This is a genomic window from Synechococcus sp. CC9605 (assembly GCF_000012625.1).
GTDB lineage: Bacteria > Cyanobacteriota > Cyanobacteriia > PCC-6307 > Cyanobiaceae > Parasynechococcus.
On sequence record NC_007516.1, the window covers coordinates 804947 to 828598 of the forward strand.

General features: G+C 62.1%; 24 protein-coding genes, 1 tRNA gene and 1 other RNA gene. 9 read left to right on the top strand and 17 right to left on the bottom strand.

Features of this window, described 5'->3' with window-relative positions; translation table 11 throughout:
* Positions 1–47: 47 nt before the first annotated feature.
* Positions 48–317 (bottom strand): hypothetical protein, encoded by a 270-nt coding sequence (locus SYNCC9605_RS04220; protein WP_011363828.1) that lies wholly within the window; start codon positions 315–317, stop codon positions 48–50.
* 62 nt (positions 318–379) lie between these two features.
* On the opposite strand from SYNCC9605_RS04220, the gene SYNCC9605_RS04225 reads away from it, so the two are divergent.
* Positions 380–1609, top strand: coding sequence for a glycosyltransferase (locus SYNCC9605_RS04225; RefSeq protein WP_011363829.1), 1230 nt, complete (start codon positions 380–382; stop codon positions 1607–1609).
* A gap of 31 nt (positions 1610–1640) precedes the next feature.
* Complete coding sequence (locus SYNCC9605_RS04230; protein WP_011363830.1) at positions 1641–2399, top strand: sugar transferase; 759 nt, start codon at positions 1641–1643, stop codon at positions 2397–2399.
* 7 nt (positions 2400–2406) lie between these two features.
* On the opposite strand, the gene cbiB is transcribed toward SYNCC9605_RS04230, so the two are convergent.
* The 5 genes from cbiB to SYNCC9605_RS04255 all read right to left on the bottom strand — a co-directional run bounded on the left by cbiB (position 2407) and on the right by SYNCC9605_RS04255 (position 7110).
* Positions 2407–3426: an adenosylcobinamide-phosphate synthase CbiB gene (gene cbiB / locus SYNCC9605_RS04235; protein WP_041434491.1), complete on the bottom strand. Its 1020-nt coding sequence runs from the start codon at positions 3424–3426 to the stop codon at positions 2407–2409.
* A gap of 119 nt (positions 3427–3545) precedes the next feature.
* Positions 3546–4541: a ketol-acid reductoisomerase gene (ilvC, locus tag SYNCC9605_RS04240; RefSeq protein WP_011363832.1), complete on the bottom strand. Its 996-nt coding sequence runs from the start codon at positions 4539–4541 to the stop codon at positions 3546–3548.
* Positions 4542–4603: 62 nt separating this feature from the next.
* Positions 4604–5206 carry an ATP-dependent Clp protease proteolytic subunit gene (locus SYNCC9605_RS04245; RefSeq protein WP_011363833.1) on the bottom strand — a complete coding sequence of 201 codons (603 nt, stop codon included), beginning with the start codon at positions 5204–5206 and terminating at the stop codon, positions 4604–4606.
* 53 nt (positions 5207–5259) lie between these two features.
* Positions 5260–5928, bottom strand: coding sequence for an ATP-dependent Clp protease proteolytic subunit (locus tag SYNCC9605_RS04250; protein ID WP_041435522.1), 669 nt, complete (start codon positions 5926–5928; stop codon positions 5260–5262).
* A gap of 24 nt (positions 5929–5952) precedes the next feature.
* On the bottom strand, positions 5953–7110 hold the full coding sequence (locus SYNCC9605_RS04255) for a PIN/TRAM domain-containing protein (RefSeq protein ID WP_011363835.1): 1158 nt from the start codon (positions 7108–7110) through the stop codon (positions 5953–5955).
* A gap of 39 nt (positions 7111–7149) precedes the next feature.
* On the opposite strand from SYNCC9605_RS04255, the gene hemW reads away from it, so the two are divergent.
* Positions 7150–8334 carry a radical SAM family heme chaperone HemW gene (gene hemW, locus SYNCC9605_RS04260; protein WP_011363836.1) on the top strand — a complete coding sequence of 395 codons (1185 nt, stop codon included), beginning with the start codon at positions 7150–7152 and terminating at the stop codon, positions 8332–8334.
* A gap of 412 nt (positions 8335–8746) precedes the next feature.
* Here hemW and SYNCC9605_RS15050 read toward each other — a convergent pair whose 3' ends face one another.
* Complete coding sequence (locus SYNCC9605_RS15050; protein WP_186494864.1) at positions 8747–8905, bottom strand: hypothetical protein; 159 nt, start codon at positions 8903–8905, stop codon at positions 8747–8749.
* A gap of 205 nt (positions 8906–9110) precedes the next feature.
* On the bottom strand, positions 9111–9926 hold the full coding sequence (gene panB / locus SYNCC9605_RS04270) for a 3-methyl-2-oxobutanoate hydroxymethyltransferase (RefSeq protein ID WP_011363838.1): 816 nt from the start codon (positions 9924–9926) through the stop codon (positions 9111–9113).
* 43 nt (positions 9927–9969) lie between these two features.
* On the opposite strand from panB, the gene ffs reads away from it, so the two are divergent.
* Positions 9970–10067: signal recognition particle sRNA small type (gene ffs / locus SYNCC9605_RS13735), an RNA gene on the top strand.
* A gap of 41 nt (positions 10068–10108) precedes the next feature.
* On the opposite strand, the gene ftsZ is transcribed toward ffs, so the two are convergent.
* From ftsZ to miaB, 5 genes are all read right to left on the bottom strand, one after another.
* Complete coding sequence (ftsZ, locus tag SYNCC9605_RS04275; protein WP_011363839.1) at positions 10109–11218, bottom strand: cell division protein FtsZ; 1110 nt, start codon at positions 11216–11218, stop codon at positions 10109–10111.
* Between the two features lie 117 nt (positions 11219–11335).
* Positions 11336–12172: a cell division protein FtsQ/DivIB gene (locus tag SYNCC9605_RS04280; RefSeq protein ID WP_011363840.1), complete on the bottom strand. Its 837-nt coding sequence runs from the start codon at positions 12170–12172 to the stop codon at positions 11336–11338.
* Positions 12169–12579 (bottom strand): hypothetical protein, encoded by a 411-nt coding sequence (locus SYNCC9605_RS04285; RefSeq protein WP_011363841.1) that lies wholly within the window; start codon positions 12577–12579, stop codon positions 12169–12171. The genes SYNCC9605_RS04280 and SYNCC9605_RS04285 overlap by 4 nt, the downstream gene beginning before the upstream one ends.
* 23 nt (positions 12580–12602) lie before the next feature.
* Positions 12603–13655: a D-alanine--D-alanine ligase family protein gene (locus tag SYNCC9605_RS04290; RefSeq protein ID WP_011363842.1), complete on the bottom strand. Its 1053-nt coding sequence runs from the start codon at positions 13653–13655 to the stop codon at positions 12603–12605.
* 51 nt (positions 13656–13706) lie between these two features.
* Positions 13707–15101, bottom strand: a complete 1395-nt coding sequence (gene miaB / locus SYNCC9605_RS04295; protein ID WP_011363843.1) for a tRNA (N6-isopentenyl adenosine(37)-C2)-methylthiotransferase MiaB — start codon at positions 15099–15101, stop codon at positions 13707–13709.
* A gap of 74 nt (positions 15102–15175) precedes the next feature.
* Between miaB and SYNCC9605_RS04300 the strand changes: the two genes are divergently transcribed.
* Together SYNCC9605_RS04300 and SYNCC9605_RS04305 are read left to right on the top strand one after the other, a co-directional pair.
* Positions 15176–16264, top strand: a complete 1089-nt coding sequence (locus tag SYNCC9605_RS04300) for a dipeptide epimerase (protein WP_041435525.1) — start codon at positions 15176–15178, stop codon at positions 16262–16264.
* On the top strand, positions 16264–17346 hold the full coding sequence (locus SYNCC9605_RS04305; protein ID WP_011363845.1) for a DUF1611 domain-containing protein: 1083 nt from the start codon (positions 16264–16266) through the stop codon (positions 17344–17346). Before SYNCC9605_RS04300 ends, SYNCC9605_RS04305 begins: the two co-directional genes overlap by 1 nt.
* 3 nt (positions 17347–17349) lie before the next feature.
* Here SYNCC9605_RS04305 and SYNCC9605_RS04310 read toward each other — a convergent pair.
* Positions 17350–17422 (bottom strand) — tRNA-His (locus SYNCC9605_RS04310).
* An 84-nt stretch (positions 17423–17506) separates the two neighbouring features.
* Here SYNCC9605_RS04310 and SYNCC9605_RS04315 point away from each other — a divergent pair.
* Genes SYNCC9605_RS04315 through SYNCC9605_RS04325 form a run of 3 tightly spaced genes read left to right on the top strand, consistent with a single transcriptional unit; the run spans position 17507 to position 20541 of the window.
* Complete coding sequence (locus SYNCC9605_RS04315; protein WP_011363846.1) at positions 17507–17896, top strand: DUF4359 domain-containing protein; 390 nt, start codon at positions 17507–17509, stop codon at positions 17894–17896.
* On the top strand, positions 17896–19173 hold the full coding sequence (locus SYNCC9605_RS04320) for an amidohydrolase family protein (RefSeq protein WP_011363847.1): 1278 nt from the start codon (positions 17896–17898) through the stop codon (positions 19171–19173). The genes SYNCC9605_RS04315 and SYNCC9605_RS04320 overlap by 1 nt, the downstream gene beginning before the upstream one ends.
* Before the next feature lie 18 nt (positions 19174–19191).
* The gene (locus tag SYNCC9605_RS04325; RefSeq protein ID WP_011363848.1) at positions 19192–20541 is read left to right on the top strand and encodes an FAD-binding oxidoreductase; all 1350 of its coding nucleotides are present in this window, start codon (positions 19192–19194) and stop codon (positions 20539–20541) included.
* Between the two features lie 3 nt (positions 20542–20544).
* On the opposite strand, the gene SYNCC9605_RS04330 is transcribed toward SYNCC9605_RS04325, so the two are convergent.
* From SYNCC9605_RS04330 to SYNCC9605_RS14500, 3 genes are all read right to left on the bottom strand, one after another.
* Positions 20545–21018, bottom strand: coding sequence for a pentapeptide repeat-containing protein (locus SYNCC9605_RS04330; protein WP_257930010.1), 474 nt, complete (start codon positions 21016–21018; stop codon positions 20545–20547).
* Positions 21019–21086: 68 nt separating this feature from the next.
* Positions 21087–22301, bottom strand: coding sequence for a bifunctional folylpolyglutamate synthase/dihydrofolate synthase (locus tag SYNCC9605_RS14495; RefSeq protein ID WP_011363850.1), 1215 nt, complete (start codon positions 22299–22301; stop codon positions 21087–21089).
* Positions 22302–23483, bottom strand: a complete 1182-nt coding sequence (locus SYNCC9605_RS14500) for an aspartate aminotransferase family protein (protein WP_041435527.1) — start codon at positions 23481–23483, stop codon at positions 22302–22304. It abuts the gene before it with no gap.
* Between the last annotated feature and the right edge of the window lie 169 nt (positions 23484–23652).

Genomic DNA, 23652 nt, shown 5'->3' on the forward strand with positions numbered 1-23652 from the left:
CAGTGATGGTTTTACCAGTCCCCCATCTCCATTACTTCTGCTTTTTTTCATGAATGGAACAAGAGCACTAGCCCTTGTTCCACTTGATGGAACTCCCGTTCCTCTCGACTGAGGTCGAGCCCCACATTGAGTCCCTCTTTGAGGGCATCCTCAAAGGGGTGCGTCGATGGTGGTGCGTTGTCAATCCACAGTGCGGCGATACCCACTGCTGTGGCATGCCAACGGAATCGGCTTGTCGTGCCGATGTCCGGTTCATTCAACGCCTCCTCCAGGAGGATGTTGATGGTGAGGTTCGTGCTGGACATACTTACCAGCATCGTGATCCTGGCCTGCGCCTGCAATGAGCTGAGACACTTCGTAGTGTTCGTTATCTAGAGGGATGGTCTCGGTTTCAGATTCCCTCCCGCAGCGCATCGCTCTGGTTCATGAATGGTTTTCGCCCCGCTCAGTCGGCGGAGCTGAACAGGTTGTTCAAGAGGTTGATGCTCTTCTTCAGCGTTTCGATTGTGAGCCACAGCTTGCCGCTCTCATCGATGCTGAATCCCGGCGGTCAGGCAGTTGGTTGCATGGTCGATCGGTTTTCACCAGTCCGATTCAGTTGCTCCCATGGGGACGCAGCCACGTGCAGCAGTATCTGCCGCTTTTGCCCTTTGCGATCGAACAGATCGACCTCAGTTCATTTGAGTTGGTGATCAGCAGCAGCCACCTTGTGGCCAAGGGTGTGCTCACCGGACCAGAGCAATTGCATATCAGCTACGTGCACACCCCCGTGCGTTACGCCTGGGATCAGATGCACGCTTATCTGCAGCGTTCTGCTCTGGCTCGGCGTGGTCTGGGCCCTTTGATTCGCTGGCAGTTGCATGCTCTGCGGCAATGGGACCAACTCAGTGCCCAGCGTGTGGATCACCTCATTGCCAACTCCCGTTTCACGGCGCGTCGAATCCGCAAGTACTGGGGGCGCGAAGCCAGCGTGATCCATCCCCCCGTGGAGGTGGAGCGCTTTCGCTGGACTGCCGATCGAGACGACGTCTATCTCTGCCTGTGCCGTTTGGTTCCTTACAAGCGGGTGGATCTGGTGGTGGAAGCCTTCAACCGCTTGGGCCTGCCCCTGCTTGTGGTGGGGGATGGTTCAGAGCGGGCGCGATTGGAGGCCTTGGCAGGTCCAACGGTCACCTTGCTCGGCCGTCAGTCACAGCAGCAGGTGGAAGAGCTTATGGCCCGTTGTCGGGCCTTTGTGTATGCCGGCCTGGAAGACTTCGGCATCGCTCCGGTGGAAGCAATGGCGTCTGGAGCGCCGGTGATTGGTTTGGGCCGGGGTGGTCTGTTGGACACGGTGCGTTGTGCAGCTGCCGGGATTCCTGAGCCCACTGGGGTGTTGTTTCCAGAACAAACCGTGGAGTCGCTGGTGAAGGCCGTGGAGTGGTTTGAGCAGAAACGACTTTGGCGTTCTCTGGATGCGGAAGCCATTCGTGCCTGGGCTGAGCGCTTTCGTCCGGAAGCCTTCGCGGCGCGCTTTGAATCCGCACTGCGAACAGCTTGGAGCGCCCATCAACGGGGCTGTGCCGTTGCAGCGAGTGACCCTGCGGAGATGCCAGGGCTTCGCTGGTGACGTTGAGTGTGGTGAGTCCCAGGTTGAGCCTTTGACCTCGGCCTCCCGGCCTTCCTTAATTCAGACTGCAGGCCGTGCGCCTCGCCGTGGCAAGTACAAGCCTCATCTTGCGCTGATCTCAGCGCCGCCCTCGGTTCTCTCGACCGGCACGCTGATCCGCCACCAGAACCGTTGGGGCCGCGTCTTCAAGCGCACCGGCGACATTGTGTTTTCTCTGGCCCTACTCAGCATCGGTTCACCGGTGTTGCTGCTTTTGGCGGCCTTGGTTAAGCTCAGTTCACCAGGGCCTGTGTTTTACGTCCAGCGACGGGTGGGCCGGAGCTACCAGCGTTTTGGCTGCATCAAGTTCCGCACCATGCGGGCGGATGCGGATGCCGTTCTTGCGCGTGTTCTGGAGGCAGATTCCTCGTTGCGCGCTGAGTTCGAGCGTGACTTCAAGCTCAGGAGTGATCCCCGGATCACTCCCGTGGGTCGATTCCTCCGCCGCTCGAGCCTTGATGAGCTACCGCAGTTTCTAAACGTTCTGCGTGGGGAAATGAGCGTTGTGGGGCCGCGCCCCATCGTTGACAAGGAACTTGTCCGTTATGGCCCTTACATGGACGAAGTTGCCTCAGTCCGTCCTGGGTTGACTGGGCTTTGGCAAGTGAGTGGCCGAAACAACCTCAGTTACAAGAAACGCGTCAAGCTTGATCTGGCCTACGCCCGTGGTCGGTCCTTCGGTCTCGACTTCGCCATCATCCTGCGCACGTTCGGTGTGTTGCTCCTTCCGATGGATCGGGGTGCTTACTGAGCCGTGTTCAGCGGCTGATCGCCCATTGGATGATCACAAGACCACTGAGCCAAACAATCTCTAGCCGGCTGGATGCCTTCAGAACACTTTTGACGAGGGTCACGTTGGGGATGGGTTGGCCTGCTCCCAGCAGCGGTTTTTGAACCAGCCGCTCTCCATATCTGTTTTCTCCGCCGAGTTGGATTCCGATGCAGTGGGCGTAGATCGCTTCCGACCGCCCTGCATTGGGGGATGGATCTGCAGATCCATCCCGTTCCGCAGCTCGGACCCGTTGTGCCCAGTTCCTCCAGGGAGGGCAGACCAGGGGCAGCGTCAGCATGACTAGACGGCAGGGCAGCCAGGTGAGCAGATCATCCAGGCGTGCGCCCGCTGTCCCCAACCAGCGCAGCCGACCGCTGCGGTACCCGAGCATGGAGTCCAGCGTGCTGCTGGCCTTGAAGCCCCAGGCCAGCGCCAGTGGACCAGGGCCAGTGGGCATGACCATCCACAGCAGTGCACCGATCCCCATCCAGAACAGCGGTGCGAACACACCATCCACAGCATTTTCTGAGGCTGTTTCAGCTGCGGCCCTGAGCAGTCCCTCTCGATTCAAGCTTTGAACGTCTCGTCCAACGATCCAGCTCAAGTTCCGGCGGGCTGGTTTGAGATCGCCCTCCGCCGCTGATGGCAGCAAATTCAGCACTGCGAGCACGCTGTCCCTGAGGCTGCGAGCCGCCAGGGCGCTTGCAAGGCTCAGGGTCAGTAGCGGAAGGCTGAGCCATGCCCATGGGGAGGGAAGCCACAGCAGCCGCTCCAGACACCAGCCCGTCAGGACGCTGCCAAGCACCAGGATCAGGCTGATCAAGCCTCCCCCGATCCGCAGCTTGATTGGATGGTCCCCCGCCCATGGTTCGACCCAATGGCGCAACTGCTGAATGCTCCACCCCATTACCACCACGGGGTGGAGCCACTGGCGCGGGTCACCGATCAGCTGGTCCAGCAGTGCTGCCCCAAGCACCAGTAGGCCTCCCACTGCTTCTGAGCTCATGGGAGGCGTATGGCCAGAAACCCACAAAAATCCCCGCTATGCGCCGTTAGGGCAACAGAGCGGGGGGTGAGGTGGGTGATGGTGTTTGATGCCACCGGCTGTTCAGCGCTTGCTCTGGATCAGGCGTCCTTCAGCCAGCTGAACATCGAGCGCAGGCCTTTGCCCACTTTCTCGATCGGATGCTGGGAATCACGGTCGCGCACCTTCTTCATCTCTGGCTTACCGGCTTCGCATTCGGCCACGAAGTTCCTGGCAAAGGTGCCGTCCTGGATGTCTGCCAGAACGCGCTTCATCTCAGCCTTGGTGTCGGCGGTGATCAGACGGGGGCCGCTGACGTAATCGCCGTACTCAGCGGTGTTGGAGATCGAGTCGCGCATGGAGGTCAGTCCTCCCTTCACCATCAGATCCACAATCAGCTTCACCTCGTGCAGGCACTCGAAGTAAGCCAGTTCGGGCTGATAACCCGCCTCCACCAGGGTCTCGAAACCAGCCTTCACCAGTTCGGACAGACCGCCACACAGCACAGCCTGTTCACCGAACAGATCGGTTTCGGTCTCTTCCTTGAAGTTGGTCTCCAGGATTCCAGCACGGGTGCCACCGATTCCCTTGGCGTAGGCCATGGCCATGCCGCGGGCGTTGCCGGAGGCGTCCTGTTCGATGGCGAACAAGGCAGGCACGCCCTGGCCGTTCTGGTACTCCCAGCGCACGGTGTGGCCGGGGCCCTTGGGGGCAATCATCACCACATCCACATCGGCGGGAGGCTTGATCAGCTCGAAACGGATGTTGAAGCCGTGAGCAAAGCTGAGCACCTTGCCTGCATTGAGGTGGGGTGCGATTTCCTTCTCGTATACGTCCTTCTGGAATTCGTCGGGCAGCAAGACCATGATCCAGTCGGCCTTGGCTGAGGCATCGGCCACGCTCAGCACTTCGAGACCGTCTGCCTTGGCTTTCTCGGCGGAGCGGCTGCCGTCATAAAGGCCCACCACCACGTTCACGCCTGAATCCTTCAGGTTCAGAGCGTGGGCATGACCCTGGGAGCCATAACCAATGATGGCCACGGTCTTGCCGTTCAGCAGACCGAGATCGGCGTCGGAGTCGTAAAAGAGCTGGGCCATCCGGGGCGGGCTTGCGGAACACTGCAGTGGACGAGCTTACGCAGCGGCCTGCCCCGTTCGGTTCAGGCCTCGTTCGGATGGGAGATGACGCGGTCGATCAGGCCGTATTCCTTGGCTTCTTCGGCACTGAGGAAGTAGTCCCGGTCGGTGTCCTTCTCGATTTTCTCGAAGCTCTGGCCACTCATGTCGGATAGGGAGCGGTTGAGCATCTCCTTCATCCGCAGGATCTCCCGTGCCTCAATTTCGATGTCACTGGCTTGGCGACGGCTGGTGCCACCAAGGGGCTGGTGGATCATGATCCGGCTGTGGGGCAGGGCAACCCGCTTGCCCTTGGTGCCAGCGGCAAGAAGAAAAGCACCCATGGATGCCGCCAGGCCAACGCAGATGGTCACTACCTCGCTTTTGACATACTGGATGGTGTCGTAGATCGCAAGCCCAGCCGTGACTGATCCGCCGGGGGAGTTGATGTACAGGTAGATCGGCTTGCTGCTGTCCTCCGAGTCGAGATAGAGCATTTGGGCCACCAGGCTGTTGGCAATGCCGTCATTGACCTCAGAGCCGAGGAAGAGGATCCTCTCCACCCCAAGACGAGTGTAGATGTCGACCCAACGCTCCATCTGGCTGCCGGGCAGGCGATAGGGAACGCTGGGGGTACCGATCGGCATGGTTCAGAACGTTGAAGGAAGAAGTGCAGGAGGGTTGGGTCTGATGCCGTCGGTCAGACGGGGGGATTGCCAGGCAGATCCTTGCGGCTGCTGAGCACGCGGTCGATGAGGCCGTACTCAACGGCTTGTTGCGGGGTCAGGTAGCTCATCCGGTCGGAGTCCTTGCTCAGCTCTTCCACAGAACGACCTGTGTTGGTGGAGAGAATTTCAAGCATCGCCTGCTTGTTGTGCAGCACTTCTTTGGCACGGATTTGGATGTCAGTCGCCTGGCCGCGGGCACCGCTGCGCGGCTGGTGCAGGACGATGGAAGAGTTCGGGAGAGCGGCCCGTTGACCTTTCGTACCTGCCGAGAGGATCACAGCGGCTGTACCCATTGCCTGGCCGATGCAGATGGTGTGCACCGGAGGCTTCACGTAGCGAAGGGTGTCGCAGATGGCGAAGGCTTCGGTCTCGAAGCCGATCGCTTCACCTGAGTACCAGCTGGTTCCAGTGGAGTTGATGTAGAAGTAAATAGGCTTCTCTGGGTTGTCAAATTCCAGATAAAGCAGCTGAGCAATGATCAGCTCAGTCACGTCGATCCCCATCTGACGCTTGGCGTCGTCGTCAGAGAACAGGGGCAAGCCCAAATAGACGATCCGCTCCTTCAGCAGGAGTGAGGGAAGGTCTGGAGGTGGTGTACGCATCACGGCGCTGTCGCCGTAGTACGGGGCCGAAGTTGTCATCTCCACCATTGCGGTGGGGCGAGCCTAGCCGGGGTCAGCGGGCTTGCGGTTGCTGGTTTTGGCCGGTTTCCCCTGACTTTTCGATTTGGATGAATGCTTGGTGTCTGTTGATGCATCGTTCTCGTCCAACCGTGCGAACACCATGCGGCCGGTTGGGGTTTGCAGGGCACCGGTCACCACCACCGGTTTGCGTTGGCCGATCAGCGATTTCGCCTCGTTGACCACCACCATCGTTCCATCATCGAGGTAGCCGACCCCCTGGCTGTCCTCCTTGCCCTCACGCACGATCTTGAGTTTGAGCTCGTCGCCGGGTTGCACTTCAGGCCGCAACGCGATCACCAGCTCACTCAGATTCATCACCTTCAGGTCTTTGACCTGGGCCACCTGCGCCAGGTTGAAGTCTGCGGTCACCAGCGTGCCGCCGGTGTCTGATGCCAACTGCAACAGTCGGTCGTCAGTTCCCTTGCCTTCGTAACGGGTGCTGTTGATCACCAACCGCCGCCCGTAGGTTTCCCGCAGATCCTTCAGAAGCTTCAGTCCACGTCGGCCCTTGGCTCGCTTTTCGATGTTGATGGAATCCGACAGCTGCTGCATCTCATCGATCACCGATTCGGCAACGATCACTTGCCCTTCCAGCAATCCGCAGGCGAGCATTCCGCGGATCCGGCCATCAATGATCACGCTGGTGTCCAGGATCTTGGCTGTGGCGGGGGTCAGAACCCCGTCAGCCACCAGCAGTGCCTCCGTGCTGGCGGGATTGAACAGGCGCAGCAGCGTGCGGCCGTGAACTTCCGCCAGGTTGCTTCCCAGAATTCCGAAAAAGACATTGCTCACCACCGCCAGAAGGGGTTTGAGCAGAACAATTCCCCCAGAAAACGGAAGCAGCAGAACAGGCAGCAGCAGCAGGTTGGCCACCAGCAGCCCCAGGATCAGTCCGACAGCCCGGCTCACCAGCAGATCGGTGGGCATGGTGCGCACCTGTTGCATCAGGCGCACCCGCAGCCTTTTGAACACCAGGCCTGCGATCAAGCCAACGCCACCTCCAGCTCCGCTGAGCTGGAGACGCAACTGTTCAGCATTGGTGGTTGCACTAACCAGGCCGTCGGGCAGCAAGTGAATCCCCATCCAGCCGGCAGCCGCACCGGAAACCACAAACAGAAGCAGGATGAGCGGATCCACCATGGGTTCAGGTCGTGGCAGCTCGATCCGGATGCCAGAAGCATGCCTTATCCCATCCCGCCCCGCAGCGCCTATCTCCACATTCCCTTTTGCCACCGGCGCTGTTACTACTGCGATTTCGCCGTGGTTCCCCTGGGGGACCAGGCCCGCGCCGACAACGGGCCTGGCAGCCGCTCGATCCGTGAGTACCTAAGCCTGCTGCACCGTGAAATCGCCTCTGCCCCAAGCGGTCCGCCCCTATCGACGGTGTATGTCGGCGGGGGAACGCCATCGCTGTTGTGCCCCGATCAGATCGGAGACCTGCTCGATGCCTTGACCAATAAATTTGGTCTTCAACCGGGTGCGGAAATCACCCTGGAGATGGACCCAGCCACCTTTGATGCCGCGCAGTTGGCCTCCGTTCTTGCCCATGGCGTGAACCGCATCAGCCTGGGGGGGCAGAGCTTTGATGATGCGGTGCTCGAGCAGCTGGGGCGTCGGCATCGCCTGAGCGACCTCCATGCGGCGATCGACTGGCTGGTTCAGGCCTGGCGCGATGGCGCGCTCATCTCTTGGAGTCTCGATCTCATCCAGAACCTCCCGGGTCAGACCCTGACCGGGTGGGATGCGCAGTTGGATCAGGCCATTGCCAGTCAGGCCCCCCATCTCTCGATTTACGACCTCTCGGTGGAGCCGGGCACGGTGTTTGATCGCCAACGTTCGCTTGGCCTGTTGAAGCTGCCGGAGGACGACCTTGCCTTTGCCTTGATGGAGCGGACCACGCAACGGCTGGCGGCTGCTGGACTCAGCCGCTACGAGATTTCCAACCACGCCCGTCCGGGCCATGCCTCCCGGCACAACCGGGTGTATTGGAGTGGTGCCGGTTGGTGGGGTTTTGGCATGGGAGCGACATCCGCACCCTGGGGGGTGCGTTTGGCACGACCCCGCACCCGCGCCGCCTACGCGGAATGGCTTGATCACCCTTCTCACGAATCGATCGCCGAGGCTGGTCTCCCCCTGGATGATCGATTGCTGGTGGGTCTGCGGCGCCGCGAAGGGGTGACCCTTCAAGGGCTTGATGCTGATGCGCTGGTGCGCCGTTGGCAACCGTTCGTTGAGCGTGGATGGCTGCAGCAGCGGGCAGGCCGTTGGTGTCTCACCGACCCCGAGGGCATGGCCCTCAGCAATCCAGTGTTGATTGAGGTGATTCTGTGGTGGGAAAAGGTTTTAGAAGAACAAAGCCAGTAACAGCAAGCGATCTGATTGATCAGCGGCTGCTCTTGCGTTTGGCTCGGAGTGCAACGACCTTGCGATCTTTAGGGCTGGTTGGGTCAGAAATGTGAATGAATTCGCCCGAAATCTCAAAAAAAAGAGGTCGGCCCCTCAGCCCACCCCCAAACGACGCATTGAAGGCACCACTGCCTTCTGATCCATCATCGCTGACGGGTGAGCCCTCGCCCGGTATCAGTTGCATCTAATTAGGCATTAATGCTTGGCCGGATCTTCTCAAGTTGGCTGTGAGGATGGCTAAGGCGCTAGCACCACTGCAAACGCTTGGGAGACGGAATGTTCACGGGTTCCCTCGCCCGCGTTTCCCTAAACGTTTGAGACGGTGGAGCCAAGGCTCGATGGCCGACCCCCATCCCTGTTTTCGAGCAGGTCAAGCAGGGTCAGCCAGCAACTCTGAGATGTTGGGCATGGGATCAGGCTTCCCATCTGCAATTGCACGGGCACGAAGGTAAAACCAGCTCTCGGTATCGCCCTTGGCTTCCATGCTTTCGGCGATTGATTTCCAGTTGTTGATCTCAGCTTGATCCATAGGGAAGCAAAAAAAATCTCCGGAACCCCTCAGAACCGGAGATTGTCCAACGGTCTGGTTGCAGCTCTGCATTCAGACTGATGGAGCCTAAAAATCGAGAGCCGACGACGGAGGTACGGATGACCGTTGTCGTCTCTCGAAACCCTGCTATTTCTTTCCAGGCTTCGCTTCACACACAGCCCTGTGGCGCTTTTAGGGCTGTGATTCAAGTTCTATCGGCTTGGGTGATCCTCCCATTGGTGGGAGGAGTGTGGTTCCGGGTCTGATTGACCCAACCCTTCAATGCGTCGATGAACAGTCGGCGGCCATCCACGAGTGCTGGGCTGAAGGGAGGTTGTTTGGCGGTGAGCCCAAGCAGATCTGCCGTGACGCGCACTTGGCCATCGCAGTCATCACCTGCCCCGATGCCGATCACCGGGATGGTCAGGGCCTGCTGCACCCGGCACGCCAGCTCGGCTGGAACATGTTCCAGCACCAAGGAGAAGCAGCCCTTCTGCTCGAGGGTGCATGCTTGCTCGAGCAGGCGTTCCTGGCTGATGGCGTCCGTGGCCTGGCGGCGGTACCCCAGACGATGCACGGCCTGAGGCGTGAGGCCCAGATGCCCCATCACGGGAATGCCCATGCGCACCAGACGGTCGATCACGGCGACAACCTCGGGTTCCGCTCCCTCCAACTTCACCGCCGCAGCACTGGACTCCTTCAGCAGGCGCCCTGCCGCTGCAACGGCGCGGTCTTCACCGCATTGGTAGCTGAGAAAGGGCAGGTCACAGACCAGCAGGGGCTGATCGGCGGGCATGGTCGTCAATCCTCGTGCCACCGCCTGGGTGTGATGGAGCATCTGGTCCAGGCTCACCGGGAGTGTTGTGGCATGACCCAGCGCCACCATGGCCAGTGAATCACCGATCAGCAGCACATCTGCACCGGCGGCTTCGGCCAGAGCTGCAGAGAGGCTGTCCCAAGCGGTGAGTACGGCGATGGGTTGGCCCTTCTGCTTGAAGCGGGTCAGATCAGAAGGACGCATGCAGCTTCAGAACCCCTCAGGGGCTCATTGCTAGCATTTAACCGATTCGGGCCCATGCGGCTCTGACGCCCAAATCTGGTCAGGACCGGAAGGGAGCAGCCACACGGGATGCTCAGGGCAGGCGTGGGTTCCGGGTCACCACCTTCCAATGAGCCATCAGACAGCAGGGTCTGACGGGGCTCTCAGACCGTTCCGTTGTCCTGTTGTTGACGGCGGCGCAGGAATTCAGGGATTCGAGCGCCGTTCTCTTCGGGTTCCGCATGGTTCGCCATCGATGGCATCGAGCGGCTGCGCTCGCTGCGGTAAGGCTGCTTGTTTTCGAATCCTGTGGCGATCACCGTGACGTGAATCTCGCCTTCGAGGGCTTCATCCACCACAGCGCCCACGATGATGTTCGCTTCGGGGTCAACGACGTCGTAGATGACCTCAGAAGCAGTGGTCATGTCCTCCAGGGTCATGTCCTTGCCGCCGCTGATGTTGATCACACAGCCCTTTGCACCATCGATGCGCTCGGTTTCCAGCAGTGGGCTCGCAATCGCGGCTTGGGCTGCTTCCACGGCTCTGGAGCGGCCGGAACCGATGCCAATGCCCAGGAGTGCCGTGCCCGCTTCAGTCATCACGGAGCGAACGTCCGCAAAGTCAACGTTCACTAGTCCAGGGCAAGTGATGATGTCACTGATGCCCTTGACGCCCATGCGCAGGACGTCGTCCGCACTGCGGAAGGCCTCCTGAAGGGGGGCCCCGCCGATGGCATCACGCAGGCGGTCGTTGGGGATCACGATCAGGGTGTCCACATGTTCCGCCAAACGAGCGATGCCTTCGTCGGCCTGACGCATGCGACGACGGCCCTCGAAGCTGAACGGCTTGGTCACGATGCCGACGGTGAGAGCACCGACTTCACGGGCGACTTCGGCGACTACTGGTGCGGCACCAGTGCCCGTTCCACCGCCCATGCCAGCGGCAATGAACACAAGATCGGAGCCCTGCAGTGCGTCGTGGAGATCTGTGCGGGATTCCTCGGCTGCTTTCTGGCCGATGGTGGGATTGCCGCCGGCGCCAAGCCCGCGCGTCAGGGTCTGCCCCAACTGCAGACGTTGCTGCGCTTGCGACTGGATTAGGGCCTGCGCGTCGGTGTTGAGAACGCGGTAGCCAACCCCTTCAAGGTCACTGAGGATCATGCGGTTGACGGCATTGCTGCCACCGCCGCCAACGCCGATGACCTCGATGCGGGCGGACTGGCTGGGCTGGATTCCCGCTGCCGTGTAAGACCCTGAGCCGCTCACCATCTCCATCGTCGAGGCAGAACCGTGTGGTTGCGTTGCATTATGTCCCTGAAGCCTGGTCTCGGCTTCAACTGATCACAAACCAGGCCCTGAGGTTGTGGTCTCCGGATTTTCAACCCTCATGTTTCAGGGTTGGGTTGGGACTTTCTTGGTCGCAGGTGGCGACGGCAGTTGCAGCTCCGGTCGCTCCGGATTGCTGAGATCAAGGTTGCTTTGATGGGCCTGGCGCAGGTGCTTCGGCAACGTCTTGTTGAGGTGGACGATCGTGTCGATCTGGGTGTTCATCAGGGCTGGTTCGCCTCCGAGGTCTATTCGGCCCAATCCCGTGGTGATCAGACTGACGCTGCCATCGGGGTGAAGCACGATCGCTTTCAGTCTCCCCTCGAAGCGATCCCGTTGTTGCAGCAATGCGGCGATCTGGCCGCTTTTCCGATCATTCCAACCGCGGACCATGATGTTGGTGAGCGGTTCTGGTGATGCTTCGCTGAGGGGAATCCATTGCCCGTCGGCGTTCAGCAGTCCCCTCTCCCGTCCGTCGGGACCCTGACGCATCGCCTTGGCAACGGGAATCTCGGGTTTCAGGCTGATGATGAGGCGAGCGGGCAGTATTCGGCGCTCCACCTGAGCAGCTCGCACGGGCAGCTCCCTGACCAGCTGGTTTTCAAGTGCCCTGGGACTGATCTCCAGCAGGGGTGAGGGAAAGCGCAGCTTGGCCGCCTCGACTACCTGGCTGGTCTCGAGGGCAGCGCCGCCGGTTAGGACCATCACATCGGAGCTCCGCAGCGTCCAGCCATGGCGCAAGAGGATCCATGTGCATCCTCCACCGAGGAGCAGAAAGGCCACCAAGCGCCAGAGCTGGAGCAAAAGAACCTGCCGACGCTCCCGGCGCAGCTCCCTGCGACGGGCCACCTGAGCGGAAACCGGCCGTTGGGAGGACTGGGTATCGGTCGAGACCCGACTCAAAGGTCGCACCGGGCCCGCGCCATCAGTTGCTCACCCCAGCTGCGTGCGCGGTCTGCATCAGAGAAGGGCACATCCATCTGCAGATCCTTGCCAACGAGGCGCAGCCGACAACGCCCCTGGGATTCATCGGTGAGTGGCGCATCACCGGAGGCCAGCGACATCAGTTCCACCAGTTCGAGTTTGCAGACATCAAACGAGCCCTGATCCTGAAAGCTGCCTGCTTCGAAGCTGCTCCAGTGCAGTGCACCGTCTTTCAGACGCGCACCACCACAACCGTCGAGCTTGGCAAGTTCGGAGCCTTCGGCCCAGGCGCGAAACAGGGTTTGGCGCCGGCGTTCCAGCCATCCGAGCGATGCCAGCAGCACAAAGGCCAGTAGCAAAGGAAACCAGAGCAGTCCGTGGCTCATGGGTCAGGCGAAGGACGCTGCTCTCATTCTCCTGCTGTTTGGATCAGTTTGTGCACCAACTGTTCGAGTGTTACGCCGCTGGCGGCCCACAGCATCGGGAACATGCTCTGGGCCGTGAAACCAGGCAGGGTGTTGATTTCGTTGATCCACAGCTGATCGTTGGTCTCGTCGTAGAAGAAGTCCACCCGACTCATGCCGTGAACGCCAACAGCTGCACAGGCCTGCAAGGCCTGCTCACGAATGCGGTCACGCACCGGATCAGGCAAGGGAGCTGGAATCAACGTGGTGCTGCGACCTGCGGTGTATTTGGTCTCATAGTCGTACCAGTCCGCATCAAAACGAACCTCCCCGATCACCGATGCTTCGAGCGTTCGTCTCCCCAGAACGGCGCATTCCACTTCTCTGGCGTTGACGCCCTGCTCCACCACCAGCCTCGGATCGAGTGCTGCTGCCTGCTCGAGTCCTGCTTCCAGTTCTTGGCGGGAACGCACTTTGCTGATGCCCACTGATGAGCCGAGATTGGCCGGCTTCACAAAACAGGGGTAGTTCAGTTCGCGTTCAATCCGGTCCAAGAGAGCCGATCGGCTCTTGGCGTCCTCGAGTTCCGACGCGTGAAGAGCTACATAGGGCACCTGGGACAGCCCGGCGCTGGAGAAAGCAGATTTCATCGCCTGTTTGTCCATGCTGACGGCTGAGCCGAGCACGCCCGCGCCCACGAAGGGTTTGCCGGTTAGCTGAAACAACCCCTGAATCGTTCCGTCCTCGCCGTTGGGACCATGCAGCACCGGGTACCAGAGGTCGATCGCATCGCAGCCCTCCGGGAACCCCTGGAATCCTGAGGGTGGCCTTGGTGTTGTGAGCTCCGGTGCGACTTCAGAGGTCAGGGTTGCCTCGGCCAGATCCGTTCCCCACCAGCGACCATCACGGTCGATGTAGATCGGCTGCACCGTGTAGCGCTCGGTGTTTTCACCGCTGCGCAGGCCCCGAACGACAGTCGCTGCAGATCGGATCGAAACGTCGTGCTCTCCAGAGCGGCCTCCAAAGACGAGGCCAACCGTGATGGGACTGGACGGCATGAATGCTGCGACCCCTGAGCGGTGGGAGCGCCAAAGGTATCAGCGTTGTGCTCAGTGGGGCAGGGGGCTGCCGCTGAGCGAAAAGGAGCGCACCGCATCAATGCGCACCTGAACAAGATCGCCAGCTTTGTTGGCATGACCATCTGCTCCGGTGGCACTGAAGAAGGTCAGGCGATTGGTGCGGGTACGCCCCATCAGCTGTGATGGGTCCTTGGGATTGATGCCCTCCGCAAGCACTTCTTCCGTGCGCCCCTCGTAGCGGGCATTGGCTTTGCGAGCGCAGCGTTCCACCAGGGCATTGATTTCGCGCAGGCGTTCCACCTTCACCTCTTCTGGCAGCTGGTTGTCCCAATTAGCTGCAGGGGTATTGGGCCGGGGTGAATAGGCCGCTGTGTTCACCTGATCGAAGCCAATCTCTTCGATCAGATCGAGGGTGCGGCGGTACTGCGCATCCGTCTCTCCGGGGAAGGCAACGATCACATCGGCACTGAGGGAGGCATCGGGCATGCGCTCACGGATGCGGTCGATGATCCGCCGGTAGCGTTCAACGGTGTAGCCCCGGGCCATGGCCTGCAACACGTCGTTGTCTCCGCTCTGAAACGGAATGTGGAAGTGTTCACAGAGCTTGGGCAGGTCGGCACAGGCATCGATCAGCCGCTCGGTGAAGTAGCGCGGGTGGCTGGTGGCAAAACGGATCCGTTCAATGCCCTCCACGTCGTGAACGTGATGGAGCAGATCGGTGAGGGTGTGTTGGCGGCGACCCTCCGGCGTGATGCCCGGCAGATCCCGGCCATAGGCATCAATGTTCTGGCCGAGCAGGGTGATTTCCTTGTAGCCCTGGGCGGCAAGACCCTCCATTTCCAGCTTGATCGCCTGGGGCAGCCGTGATTGTTCCTTGCCGCGCACGGAGGGCACCACGCAGTAGGTGCAACGTTCGTTGCAGCCATAGATCACGTTCACCCAGCCGCAGATGCTGCTGTCCCGGCGGGCCGTGGTGATGTCTTCAAGGATGTGGTGGTCTTCAGTGGCGACCACTTGCTGACCGCTGTCCACCTGCAGCAGCAGGGTTTCCAGGCGATTGGCGTGTTGCGGTCCCATCACCAGATCCAGCTCCGGCACCCGCCGGAGCAGGGATTCGCCCTCCTGCTGGGCAACACAGCCCGCCACCACCAGGATGAGATTGGGGTTGCTGCGTTTCCTCTGGGCCTGTCTGCCGAGGTAGCTGTAAACCTTCTGCTCGGCGTTGTCCCGGATGGTGCAGGTGTTGTAGAGCACCAGATCGGCATCCAGTTCGGCTGACGCCTCCCGGTAGCCCATGGCCTCCAGGATTCCCGCCATCCGTTCGGAATCCGCCTTGTTCATCTGGCACCCGAACGTGGTGATCCAATAGCTGCCCCGCTGGGGGTTGGCGGTGGCGTCAGTGGCGAGGGGGGCGGAGGCGACCAAATCTCTGGCTCAAGCCTTCTCAGTGTGAGTCACAGCGGTGTTGTGTCAGTTTGGAGATTGCCAGCCGGACGGCGATGGGCTGGGCCCTCACACGGTTTTCGCTCACCAAGGCCGTGCCCCTCACGATCAGCAGGGGCACCACCGCTGCCGTGGTGCGGTTGCAGCTCAGGTTGGAAGGTGAGGGGCTGGTGGGTCGCGGCGAGACCGGTGGATTTGAGACCGGCCACCGTGCCTTCGCCCTTGAGGCTGTGGAACAGGAGCTGCTGGCGCTGTTGCCGCAACTGGAAGCTCTGGATCCCCACCGTCCGCAACGGTTCGAGCCCCTGCTTGCCTCCCTGAGTCCCCCGGCCCGTTGTGCCATTGACCTGGCCTTGTGGGACTGGCATGGGCAACGGCTCGGCCATCCGCTGTGGCGGCTCTGGAGATTGGACCCAGCCGAGGGTGTGGCCACCAGCGTCACCCTGGGACTGGCTTCTGTGGACGCCGTGTTGGATCGTCTCCAACGCTGGTGGACGCAGCTGCCGGCGACGCGGGTGAAGCTCAAGCTGGGCAGCCCTGACGGGTTGGACCACGACCTCAGCCTGTTGGAGGCGGTGGCCCAAGCCATCACGGATCGATCCCAGCGGCAGGGTGTGGCCATCGAACTGCAGGTGGATGCCAACGGCGGATGGACCGTGGATCAGGCCAAGCGAATGCTGGAGCCCCTGGCCGCACACCGGGTGGTGCTGCTGGAGCAACCCCTGGCTCCCGATCTGGATCCCACGCAGGACACAGCGGGATTCGCGGCGCTTCACCCCCACTGTCCGATGCCCCTGGTGGCGGATGAAAGTTGCTGGGATCTGGACGATCTGCTGCGCCTGGCTCCCGTGGTGGATGGTGTGAATCTCAAGCTGCTGAAGACCGGCGGGCTCAGTCAGGCCCTGCTGATGGCCCAGGTGGCGCAGACGAAGGGGCTGGACCTGATGGTGGGGTGTTACTCCGACAGCTCGTTGTTGAACGGCGCAGCGGCCCAGATGTTGCCTCTGATTCGTTGGCCGGATCTCGACAGCCACCTCAACTTGGTGGATGACCCCTTTGTGGGCCTTGAGTTGCAGAACGATCGTTTGCGAGCTTCGGCTATGGCTGGATTGGGGATCCGTCCTTTAGGAGGCACAGCGGCGTGATGAGCGGGATTCAGGCGCCGTCGGGATTTCGGGAGCTGCGGTTGGTGCTGCTCCAACACGGCGGATTGGCCAGCCTCACTGGCAAGACCGGTCTGGCCATACTCCGCCACCGTGCTGGTCCGATCGTCGCGGTGATCGATCCCGATCATGCGGGCCAGTCTCTGCAATCCGTCACCGGTATCGAGCGTGACGTGCCGGTGGTGGCGGATTTGGCTGCGGCGCTGCCCTACAAGCCTGAGGTCGCTGTGGTCGGCCTGGCTCCCTCGGGGGGGCGGCTGCCTGATCCTGTCCGCCACGATGCCTTGGCGGCGTTGCGCGCCGGCCTTCACCTCGCCAGCGGACTCCACACCCGGCTGGCCGATGATCCTGAGCTGGCGGAAGCCTGCTGGCCTGACCGTTGGATCTGGGATCTTCGCCGGGAGCCGGAAGGTCTCAACGTTGGCCAGGCACGCGCCGCAGCACTCCCCTGTCGGCGGTTTCTGGCGGTTGGCACCGATATGGCTGTCGGCAAGATGAGTGCATGCCTGTCTTTGTTGGAGGCGGCCCAGCGCTCCGGGATCCCTGCGCGCTTTGTCGGGACAGGTCAGGCGGGAATCCTGATCAGCGGGGAAGGGGTCGCCCTGGATGCTGTGCGCATTGATTACGCCGCCGGTGCGGTGGAGGCGGCGGTGCTTCGGGCCGCGGATGCTCTACCTGAGCAGGGCCTTGTGCTGGTGGAGGGGCAGGGGTCGCTCTGCCATCCGGCCTCAACAGCCACCCTGCCCCTGTTGCGCGGCACCCAGCCGACGGCTCTGTTGCTTGTGCATCGGGCAGCACAGCAGACCATCGACCGGCTGCCTCAGATTCCTCTCCCCAGCCTTGAGGCTTTGGTGGCCACCACTGAAACCCTGGCAAGCTGGGCTCGGCCTGATGGGGCCGGTAAGCCAGCCAGGGTGGCCGCTGTCGCCCTCAACACCGCACGCCTTGATGAGGCTCAGGCTCGAGAGGAGGTGGAGCGCATCTGCCAGACCCTGGGTATGCCCTGCACGGATCCAATCCGCTGGGGTGCCGAACCTCTCCTGGAAACTTTGTTGAATTGTTAGAAGGGCGAGCGAGGGGATTCGAACCCCCGAATAGCGGCGCCACAAGCCGCTGCCTTAACCACTTGGCGACGCCCGCCGCGTCCGTGAGAATCTACCAACACGAGCTGCAGCCTGCCTGGTGTCCCGTTCATCGCGTCCGCAAGGTCGGTCTGCTCTAGCGATGTTGGCGGGGGGGATTGCAGCGGCCGGGGTGCTGTCGCTGGTGGTATCCAACCCGTCGTTGGAGGACTATCAGGCCCATGCCGGAGACCAGCTGGTCCGGTTGGGCACCAAGGAACTGTGCGACGAACCAACCCTGCCGATGGTCCTGCGTCTCTGGATTCGCAATTGCCCTGAACTGATTGCCTCCCAGCGGGATGCACTGGTGGCATTGGCAGGCCAGTTCACCACCCGCCGCAACTTGTTTGTGGCCAGTCTCTATTCCACGCGGATGGAACGGAAGGAGATGCTGCCGGGTCTGCGCCTGCCTGGTTTTGAAGTGCTCAGCCTTGGTGTGGCCGGTCGTTTCGTCGTCCTCCGCACCGATGCCAGCAAGGGTACTGAGCGGTGATGGACACCCCGTCGCTTGAGGCCCAGTCGGGCAGTGGTGCCCTTGAGGCCTGGGCCCCCTTGGGACTGCTGGATTTCGCCCCTTCAACGCCCCTGCCTGATGGCGAGAAGCAAGGGCTGACGCCTGTGCGGCTTGCCTGGCATCAGGGGCGCTTGAGGGAGCCCATGCCCCTGCCCGCCGAACACGTGTCTCCGTCTCGGATGGTGCTGCCGCGCTTGGTCGACTGCCATGTCCATTTGGACAAGGCTTACACCTGGCAGGAGCATCCCAACCTCAGCGGCAGCTATGGCGGTGCCCTGGAGGCCAACCTGCGGGAGCACAGCAGCCGAACCGTGGCCTGTGTGCTTCAACGTGGAGAACGCGCCATGGAGAGGGCGTTCGCCCATGGGCTGCGGGCGATGCGCAGCCATGTGGACAGTGGAGGCCCCGGTGCTGAGCCCAGTTTGGAGGCCTTGCTCACCCTGCAGCAGCGCTGGCGAAGCCGCATTGATCTCCAGCTGGTGGTGCTGGTGCCCTTGGAATTCTGGTGTTCAGCTGAAGCGGATGCTCTGGCGCGTCGTGTGGCCGCCAGTGGCGGCTGTCTTGGTGGTGTCCTGACCCCTCCTTGTGGATCGGCTCTGGTCACCGAGCAGTTGGAGGCGTTGTTGCGCCTGGCTGATCGCCACAACTGCGGTGTCGATCTGCACATCGATGAGGCGGATCACGGCCCGGCGGAGGGAATGGTTCAGCTGCTGAAGGCTCTGCAGCGCGTGCCGGTGCAGGTTCCCGTTACTTGCAGCCATGCCAGCAGTCTTTCCCTGTTGCCGGCGTCACGCCTGATGCGGTTGGCAGAGCGCATGGCAGCAGCGCAGCTCAGTGTGATTGCACTGCCCCTCACCAATGCCTGGTTGCTGGCGCGGGCGGATCACGCCACACCACTTCAGCGTCCGCAGGCTCCGATCCGTCAGTTGCAACGTTGTGGTGTTCCGGTGGCGGTGGCGGGTGACAACGTGGCCGACCCCTGGTTCCCGGGAGGTGACTTCGATCCTTTAGCCCTGCTGGCCGCATCGATGCCGTTGACCCAGTTGCTCCCCTGGCAGCGCTTGGGCCTGGCCCCCTTCACCACGGCACCGCCCGCCATTCTTCAGTTGGAGTGGGATGGAGTGCTGCGGGCTGGTGCTCCAGCCGATCTGATCTGCATGGAGGGCCAGGGATGGTCGGACCTGATCCGATCTCCTCCCCAGCGTCAGGTTCTTGTGGACGGCCACTGGCAGTCGTCACCGGGCGCTAGACCCTGAGCAGTGTTCCGCCACGCCATGGGTCGCGCCGAAGCCTTGATTGCCCTGCGGCAAGCCCTCAGTGCTGTTCCGGAGCTGGAGCTGTTGGAGGAACCGGGGGAGCTGCAGCGCCATTCCCGGGACGCCTTTGAGTACTCCCCCGTCCTGACGCCGCGGCTGGAGGCCTGCCGTGCTGAGTTGGTGGTCCGCCCGCGCACGGTGGATGCTGTTGAACGGCTGGCTTCGGCCTGCGCTGAGCACCAGGTTCCCTTAACCCTGCGCGGCTCCGGGACAGGGAACTACGGCCAGTGCGTGCCTCTGCAGGGCGGTGTGGTGATGCTCACCACGGCCCTGCGGCAGATCCGCTCGATTGATCCGATCACCGGGGTGGTGACCGTGGAACCGGGCTGTGTGATGCGCGATCTGGATCAGGAGTTGCGCCGGCATGGACGCCAGCTGCGCTTGATGCCCAGCACCTGGCGCAGCGCCACCATTGGCGGCTTTGTTGCAGGGGGCTCCGGGGGCATCGGTTCGCTGCGCTGGGGCTTTCTGCGGGATCCAGGCCATTTGCTCGGGTTGGAGATCGTGCCGCTACGTGCCGATGCTCAGCGTCATCAACTCGGCGAGATGGATGCGGAGGCCTTGAATCACGCCTATGGCACCAACGGCATCATCACGGCCCTCAGCCTGGCCACAGCTCCAGCGGTCAACTGGCACCAGGTGAGTGTCGACTGCGAGCACTGGGAGCAGGCGATTGAGCTGATGCAACGGATCGCTGCCTCGGCCTTGGATCTCCATCTGGCGAGCCTGCTGGAACAGCCGCTGCTGTCGCGTTTGCCCAGCTGGGGTGGCCCTGCCGTCTCGGCGCACCGTCTTCTGTTGCTCGTCGCCCCCGATGGGCTCAACAGCCTGCATTGGATGTCGCAGTCAGCCAGCACCAGCCTGCGGGATCTCGGCCCTGAGGATCTCTCCGGGGGCAATGGCTTGCGCGAGCTGAGCTGGAACCACACCACCCTGCATGTAAGGGCTTCAGAGCCGGGATGGACCTACCTGCAGATGCTGTTGCCGCAACCGGAGGCCCCAGCGATGGCGGCACTGAAGCAGCGCTGGGGTGATGCCCTGCTCTGGCATCTTGAGCTTGTGCGTCAGCAGGGCTGTCCCCGTCTGGCGGCCCTGCCGTTGGTGCGTTGGCAGGGGGCGGATCAGCTGAACCGGTTGATGGACGACTGCAGGGCCGCGGGTGCGGTGTTGTTCAACCCCCACGTAATCACCGTGGAAGACGGCGGCCTTGGTGTAATCGATGCCGATCAGGTGGCGGCCAAGACGCGATTTGACCCTGCCGGCCTGCTTAATCCCGGCAAGCTTCGGGGATGGGAGGAGCGCACCTGAGGATCAGCAGCCCAAGCTGTCGAATGTGGCGACTCCGGTGCTGGGGTTGATGCCATCGGCCTCGCCGCACAGCCGGCGTTGATCATCACGATCGAGCAGGGCGTCAGTGAAATCGGCCCCCTCGATCTGAGCGTTGCTGAAGCTGCTGCCCGACGCAATGATCCCGTTCAGGACGGCATTGCGGAGATCGGTGCCGACGAAGTCGGCGCGGTCCATCAGGGCATCGGAGAGGTCAGCACCCTGGAAATCAGCCTCGGCGAAGGCCCCTTGGGTGAGGATGGCTCCATGCAGGTTGGCGCCCCGGAAATTCGCACCGCGGCCCACGGCTCCGGCGAAGGATGTATTGGCCAGGTTCTGTCCTTCGAAATCGCCATTGCTCTGGTTGGTGAGTGTGTAATCCACCTTTTCCTGGAACAGGGCGCGGTCCTGCAGACCCACTCCAGCTGAGGTGTCCAGGGCCTGGGTAGGTGATGCCATGAGCAGGAGGGGCAGGAGAAGGCCCAGCAACCAGGAGATTCGCAGCACAGTCCACGCGCAAGCTGTGCTCACTCTGCCGTTACAACGCCGCGAGCGAACAGGTCACCGATCAGATACAGCGATCCGGCAACAATTGGCACCGGTGTCGGCCATCCATTGCTGCTGAGCTGGTGCAGCACGGTTTCAAGGCTGTCGGCCTCCTGCAGCTGGTGCTCGAGCTGAGGCAGTTCCTGGACGAGGGCCGACCGGCTCCAGCTCCTGTGGCTTGGCACCGGAATGATCCAGGCTTGGTCCTGCGGTTGCAGCAGCGTCTGGAGCATGGCGACAGCGTCCTTGTGGGCCTGGATTGCCAGGATCCACACCACACCATTGGCGGCATGGCTCCAGAGGCTGCGTTCTTGGGCCAGTTGCACTGCGGCCGGTGGATTGTGGGCTCCATCAAGGCGAAGCCTGTGGTCACCCCAACGCACGCTTTGCAGCCGACCGGGCCAGTGGGCTGTGGCGAAGCCCTCCTGAATCACAGCCTCAGGCAAGGTCCAGCCCAAGCCCGAGAGGGCTTGCAGGGCACCAAGGGCAACAGCGGCGTTGCTGCGCTGAATGGCGCCGGGCAAGCCCAGTTGCCAGGTTGAATCCAGGGGCTTCACCCAGTGGAGCGTGGCCTGTTGGGTCCGGCAGGTTGTCTCCAGGACGTCCCGCACTTCAGGGGTTTGGGCGCCACTGATCACGGTGGCCTGAGGCGGGATCGCTGCCGCTTTTTCAGTTGCGATGGCGGTGAGGCTGTGGCCCAGGTGCTCGCAGTGGTCCAGGCCAATGCTGGCGACGGCCACGACAGGACGGCAGGGATGGGCCGTGGTGGCATCAAGCCGTCCCCCCAGCCCCACCTCCAGCACCAGCAGCTCGCAGGCGTGACGTTGGAACTCAAACAAGGCGGCGGTCACCAGCAGTTCAAACGGGGTGAGCCGATGCCGTTCGTTCAGCGGCTGGAGTTCCTGCAATCGGCTGCGCAGGGTTTCAATCGCAATGGGTTTCCCCTGGATCCGGATGCGTTCGCACCAGCTCACCAGGTGAGGGGAGGTGGTGACCCCGCAGCGGAGGCCGGCGGCACAGAGGGCTGATTCCAGAAAGCTGACGATGGATCCTTTCCCGTTGGTGCCCAGCACCTGGATCGCGGGAATCGTTCGACAGGGATGGTCGAGCTCGCGCAGGGCCGCATCCATGCGATCCAACTGCAGATCCATGCCACGCAGATCGAAGCGCGGGATCAGATCAGAAAGATCGTCCACTCAGCTGAGGCTGGAGAGGGTTGTCGCCAGACGGCGCAGTAGTTCGCGCACCTCGCGCTTGTTGATGGTCAGTGGGGGCACCATGCGCAGCACCGAGGGGCCGGCCGCCACCAGCAGCAGGCCGTGATCGATGGCGGCTTTCGCCAGCGCGGGTGCCGTCCAACTGCTGCCTTCCCGGATCACGATGCCCTGCAGCAGGCCCCAGCCGCGCACGCCTTGCAGGTGCTCGGGGAAACAGTTCACCAGCTCCTGGAGCCCATCGCGCAGTTGTTCACCGCGGGCTGTGACGTTGGTCAGCAGGCCGCGGCGTTCGATCTCTGTGGCCACCGTCAACCCCGCCCGGCAGGCAAAGGGATTGCCGCCGAAGGTGCTGGCGTGGTCGCCGGGTTCAAACACATCGGCTGATGCGTTCACCAGCAAGGCGCCAATGGCATGACCACCGCCCAGGCCCTTGGCCAGGGTGAAGGCGTCAGGGGTGATGCCCAGCTGCTCATAGCCCCAGAGGCGTCCACTCCGCCCCATGCCCACCTGCACCTCATCAAGGATCAGCAGGATGTTTCGCTCGGTGCAGATCTCGCGCAGGCGTGAGAAGAAAGCGCGATCTCCAGGGTTGACGCCACCCTCACCTTGCAGGGGTTCAACCAGAACGGCTGCGATCGAGGGGCCGGCCTGTTCGTAGCGGTTGATCAGGGCTTCGAGGGCCTTCAGATCGTTGTATGGGAAGTAATCAAACCCGGTGACCATGGGCTCAAAACCCTTGTGGTACTTGGGTTGACCCGTGGCGGTGACCGCCGCGAGCGTGCGGCCATGGAAGCTGGCTGCTGCCGTGAGGATCACGGGCTGTTCGATGCCGCGCCGTAGATGGCCGTGTTTGCGCGCCAGCTTGATCGCGGCTTCATTGGCTTCGGCGCCGGAATTGCAGAAGAAGACGCTGTCGGCACAGCTGTTGTGCACCAGCCAGCTGGCCAGCTCCTCCTGTTCCGGAATCTGATAGAGGTTGGACACGTGCTGGAGACGTCCCAGCTGATTGCGCAGAGCCCGTTGCATGGCCCTGTCGCTGTGGCCCAGGGTGCAGGTGGCAATGCCAGCAACGGCATCCAGGTAGAGCCTCCCTTGGGTGTCCTTGACCCAGCAACCCTTCCCCTTGGCCAGAGCCAAAGGGAACCGGCCGTAGGTGTTCATCACAGCGGAGGGATGGGAGCCGGGGGACTTGAACCCCCAAGACCAGTGGCCGGCTGATTTTGAATCAGCTGACGTTCCCTTGGTGACAGCGTTCTCACCGCTCTTGTCTTCCAAGGTGGTCATTCCGTCTTCCAAGACCTAGATCCATTCTGAATCCACGACTCCCCCT

What these genes read in the sequence shown, in the direction of transcription:
- SYNCC9605_RS04220 (WP_011363828.1), bottom strand. Translation starts at nt 317, where the DNA reads ATGCTGGTAAGTATGTCCAGCACGAACCTCACCATCAACATCCTCCTG.
- SYNCC9605_RS04225 (WP_011363829.1), top strand. Translation starts at nt 380, where the DNA reads ATGGTCTCGGTTTCAGATTCCCTCCCGCAGCGCATCGCTCTGGTTCAT.
- cbiB (WP_041434491.1), bottom strand. Translation starts at nt 3,426, where the DNA reads ATGAGCTCAGAAGCAGTGGGAGGCCTACTGGTGCTTGGGGCAGCACTG.
- ilvC (WP_011363832.1), bottom strand. Translation starts at nt 4,541, where the DNA reads ATGGCCCAGCTCTTTTACGACTCCGACGCCGATCTCGGTCTGCTGAAC.
- SYNCC9605_RS04245 (WP_011363833.1), bottom strand. Translation starts at nt 5,206, where the DNA reads ATGCCGATCGGTACCCCCAGCGTTCCCTATCGCCTGCCCGGCAGCCAG.
- SYNCC9605_RS04250 (WP_041435522.1), bottom strand. Translation starts at nt 5,928, where the DNA reads ATGACAACTTCGGCCCCGTACTACGGCGACAGCGCCGTGATGCGTACA.
- SYNCC9605_RS04255 (WP_011363835.1), bottom strand. Translation starts at nt 7,110, where the DNA reads ATGGTGGATCCGCTCATCCTGCTTCTGTTTGTGGTTTCCGGTGCGGCT.
- hemW (WP_011363836.1), top strand. Translation starts at nt 7,150, where the DNA reads ATGCCTTATCCCATCCCGCCCCGCAGCGCCTATCTCCACATTCCCTTT.
- SYNCC9605_RS15050 (WP_186494864.1), bottom strand. Translation starts at nt 8,905, where the DNA reads ATGGATCAAGCTGAGATCAACAACTGGAAATCAATCGCCGAAAGCATG.
- panB (WP_011363838.1), bottom strand. Translation starts at nt 9,926, where the DNA reads ATGCGTCCTTCTGATCTGACCCGCTTCAAGCAGAAGGGCCAACCCATC.
- ftsZ (WP_011363839.1), bottom strand. Translation starts at nt 11,218, where the DNA reads ATGGAGATGGTGAGCGGCTCAGGGTCTTACACGGCAGCGGGAATCCAG.
- SYNCC9605_RS04285 (WP_011363841.1), bottom strand. Translation starts at nt 12,579, where the DNA reads ATGAGCCACGGACTGCTCTGGTTTCCTTTGCTACTGGCCTTTGTGCTG.
- SYNCC9605_RS04290 (WP_011363842.1), bottom strand. Translation starts at nt 13,655, where the DNA reads ATGCCGTCCAGTCCCATCACGGTTGGCCTCGTCTTTGGAGGCCGCTCT.
- SYNCC9605_RS04300 (WP_041435525.1), top strand. Translation starts at nt 15,176, where the DNA reads ATGGGCTGGGCCCTCACACGGTTTTCGCTCACCAAGGCCGTGCCCCTC.
- SYNCC9605_RS04305 (WP_011363845.1), top strand. Translation starts at nt 16,264, where the DNA reads ATGAGCGGGATTCAGGCGCCGTCGGGATTTCGGGAGCTGCGGTTGGTG.
- SYNCC9605_RS04315 (WP_011363846.1), top strand. Translation starts at nt 17,507, where the DNA reads ATGTTGGCGGGGGGGATTGCAGCGGCCGGGGTGCTGTCGCTGGTGGTA.
- SYNCC9605_RS04320 (WP_011363847.1), top strand. Translation starts at nt 17,896, where the DNA reads ATGGACACCCCGTCGCTTGAGGCCCAGTCGGGCAGTGGTGCCCTTGAG.
- SYNCC9605_RS04325 (WP_011363848.1), top strand. Translation starts at nt 19,192, where the DNA reads ATGGGTCGCGCCGAAGCCTTGATTGCCCTGCGGCAAGCCCTCAGTGCT.
- SYNCC9605_RS04330 (WP_257930010.1), bottom strand. Translation starts at nt 21,018, where the DNA reads ATGGCATCACCTACCCAGGCCCTGGACACCTCAGCTGGAGTGGGTCTG.
- SYNCC9605_RS14500 (WP_041435527.1), bottom strand. Translation starts at nt 23,483, where the DNA reads ATGAACACCTACGGCCGGTTCCCTTTGGCTCTGGCCAAGGGGAAGGGT.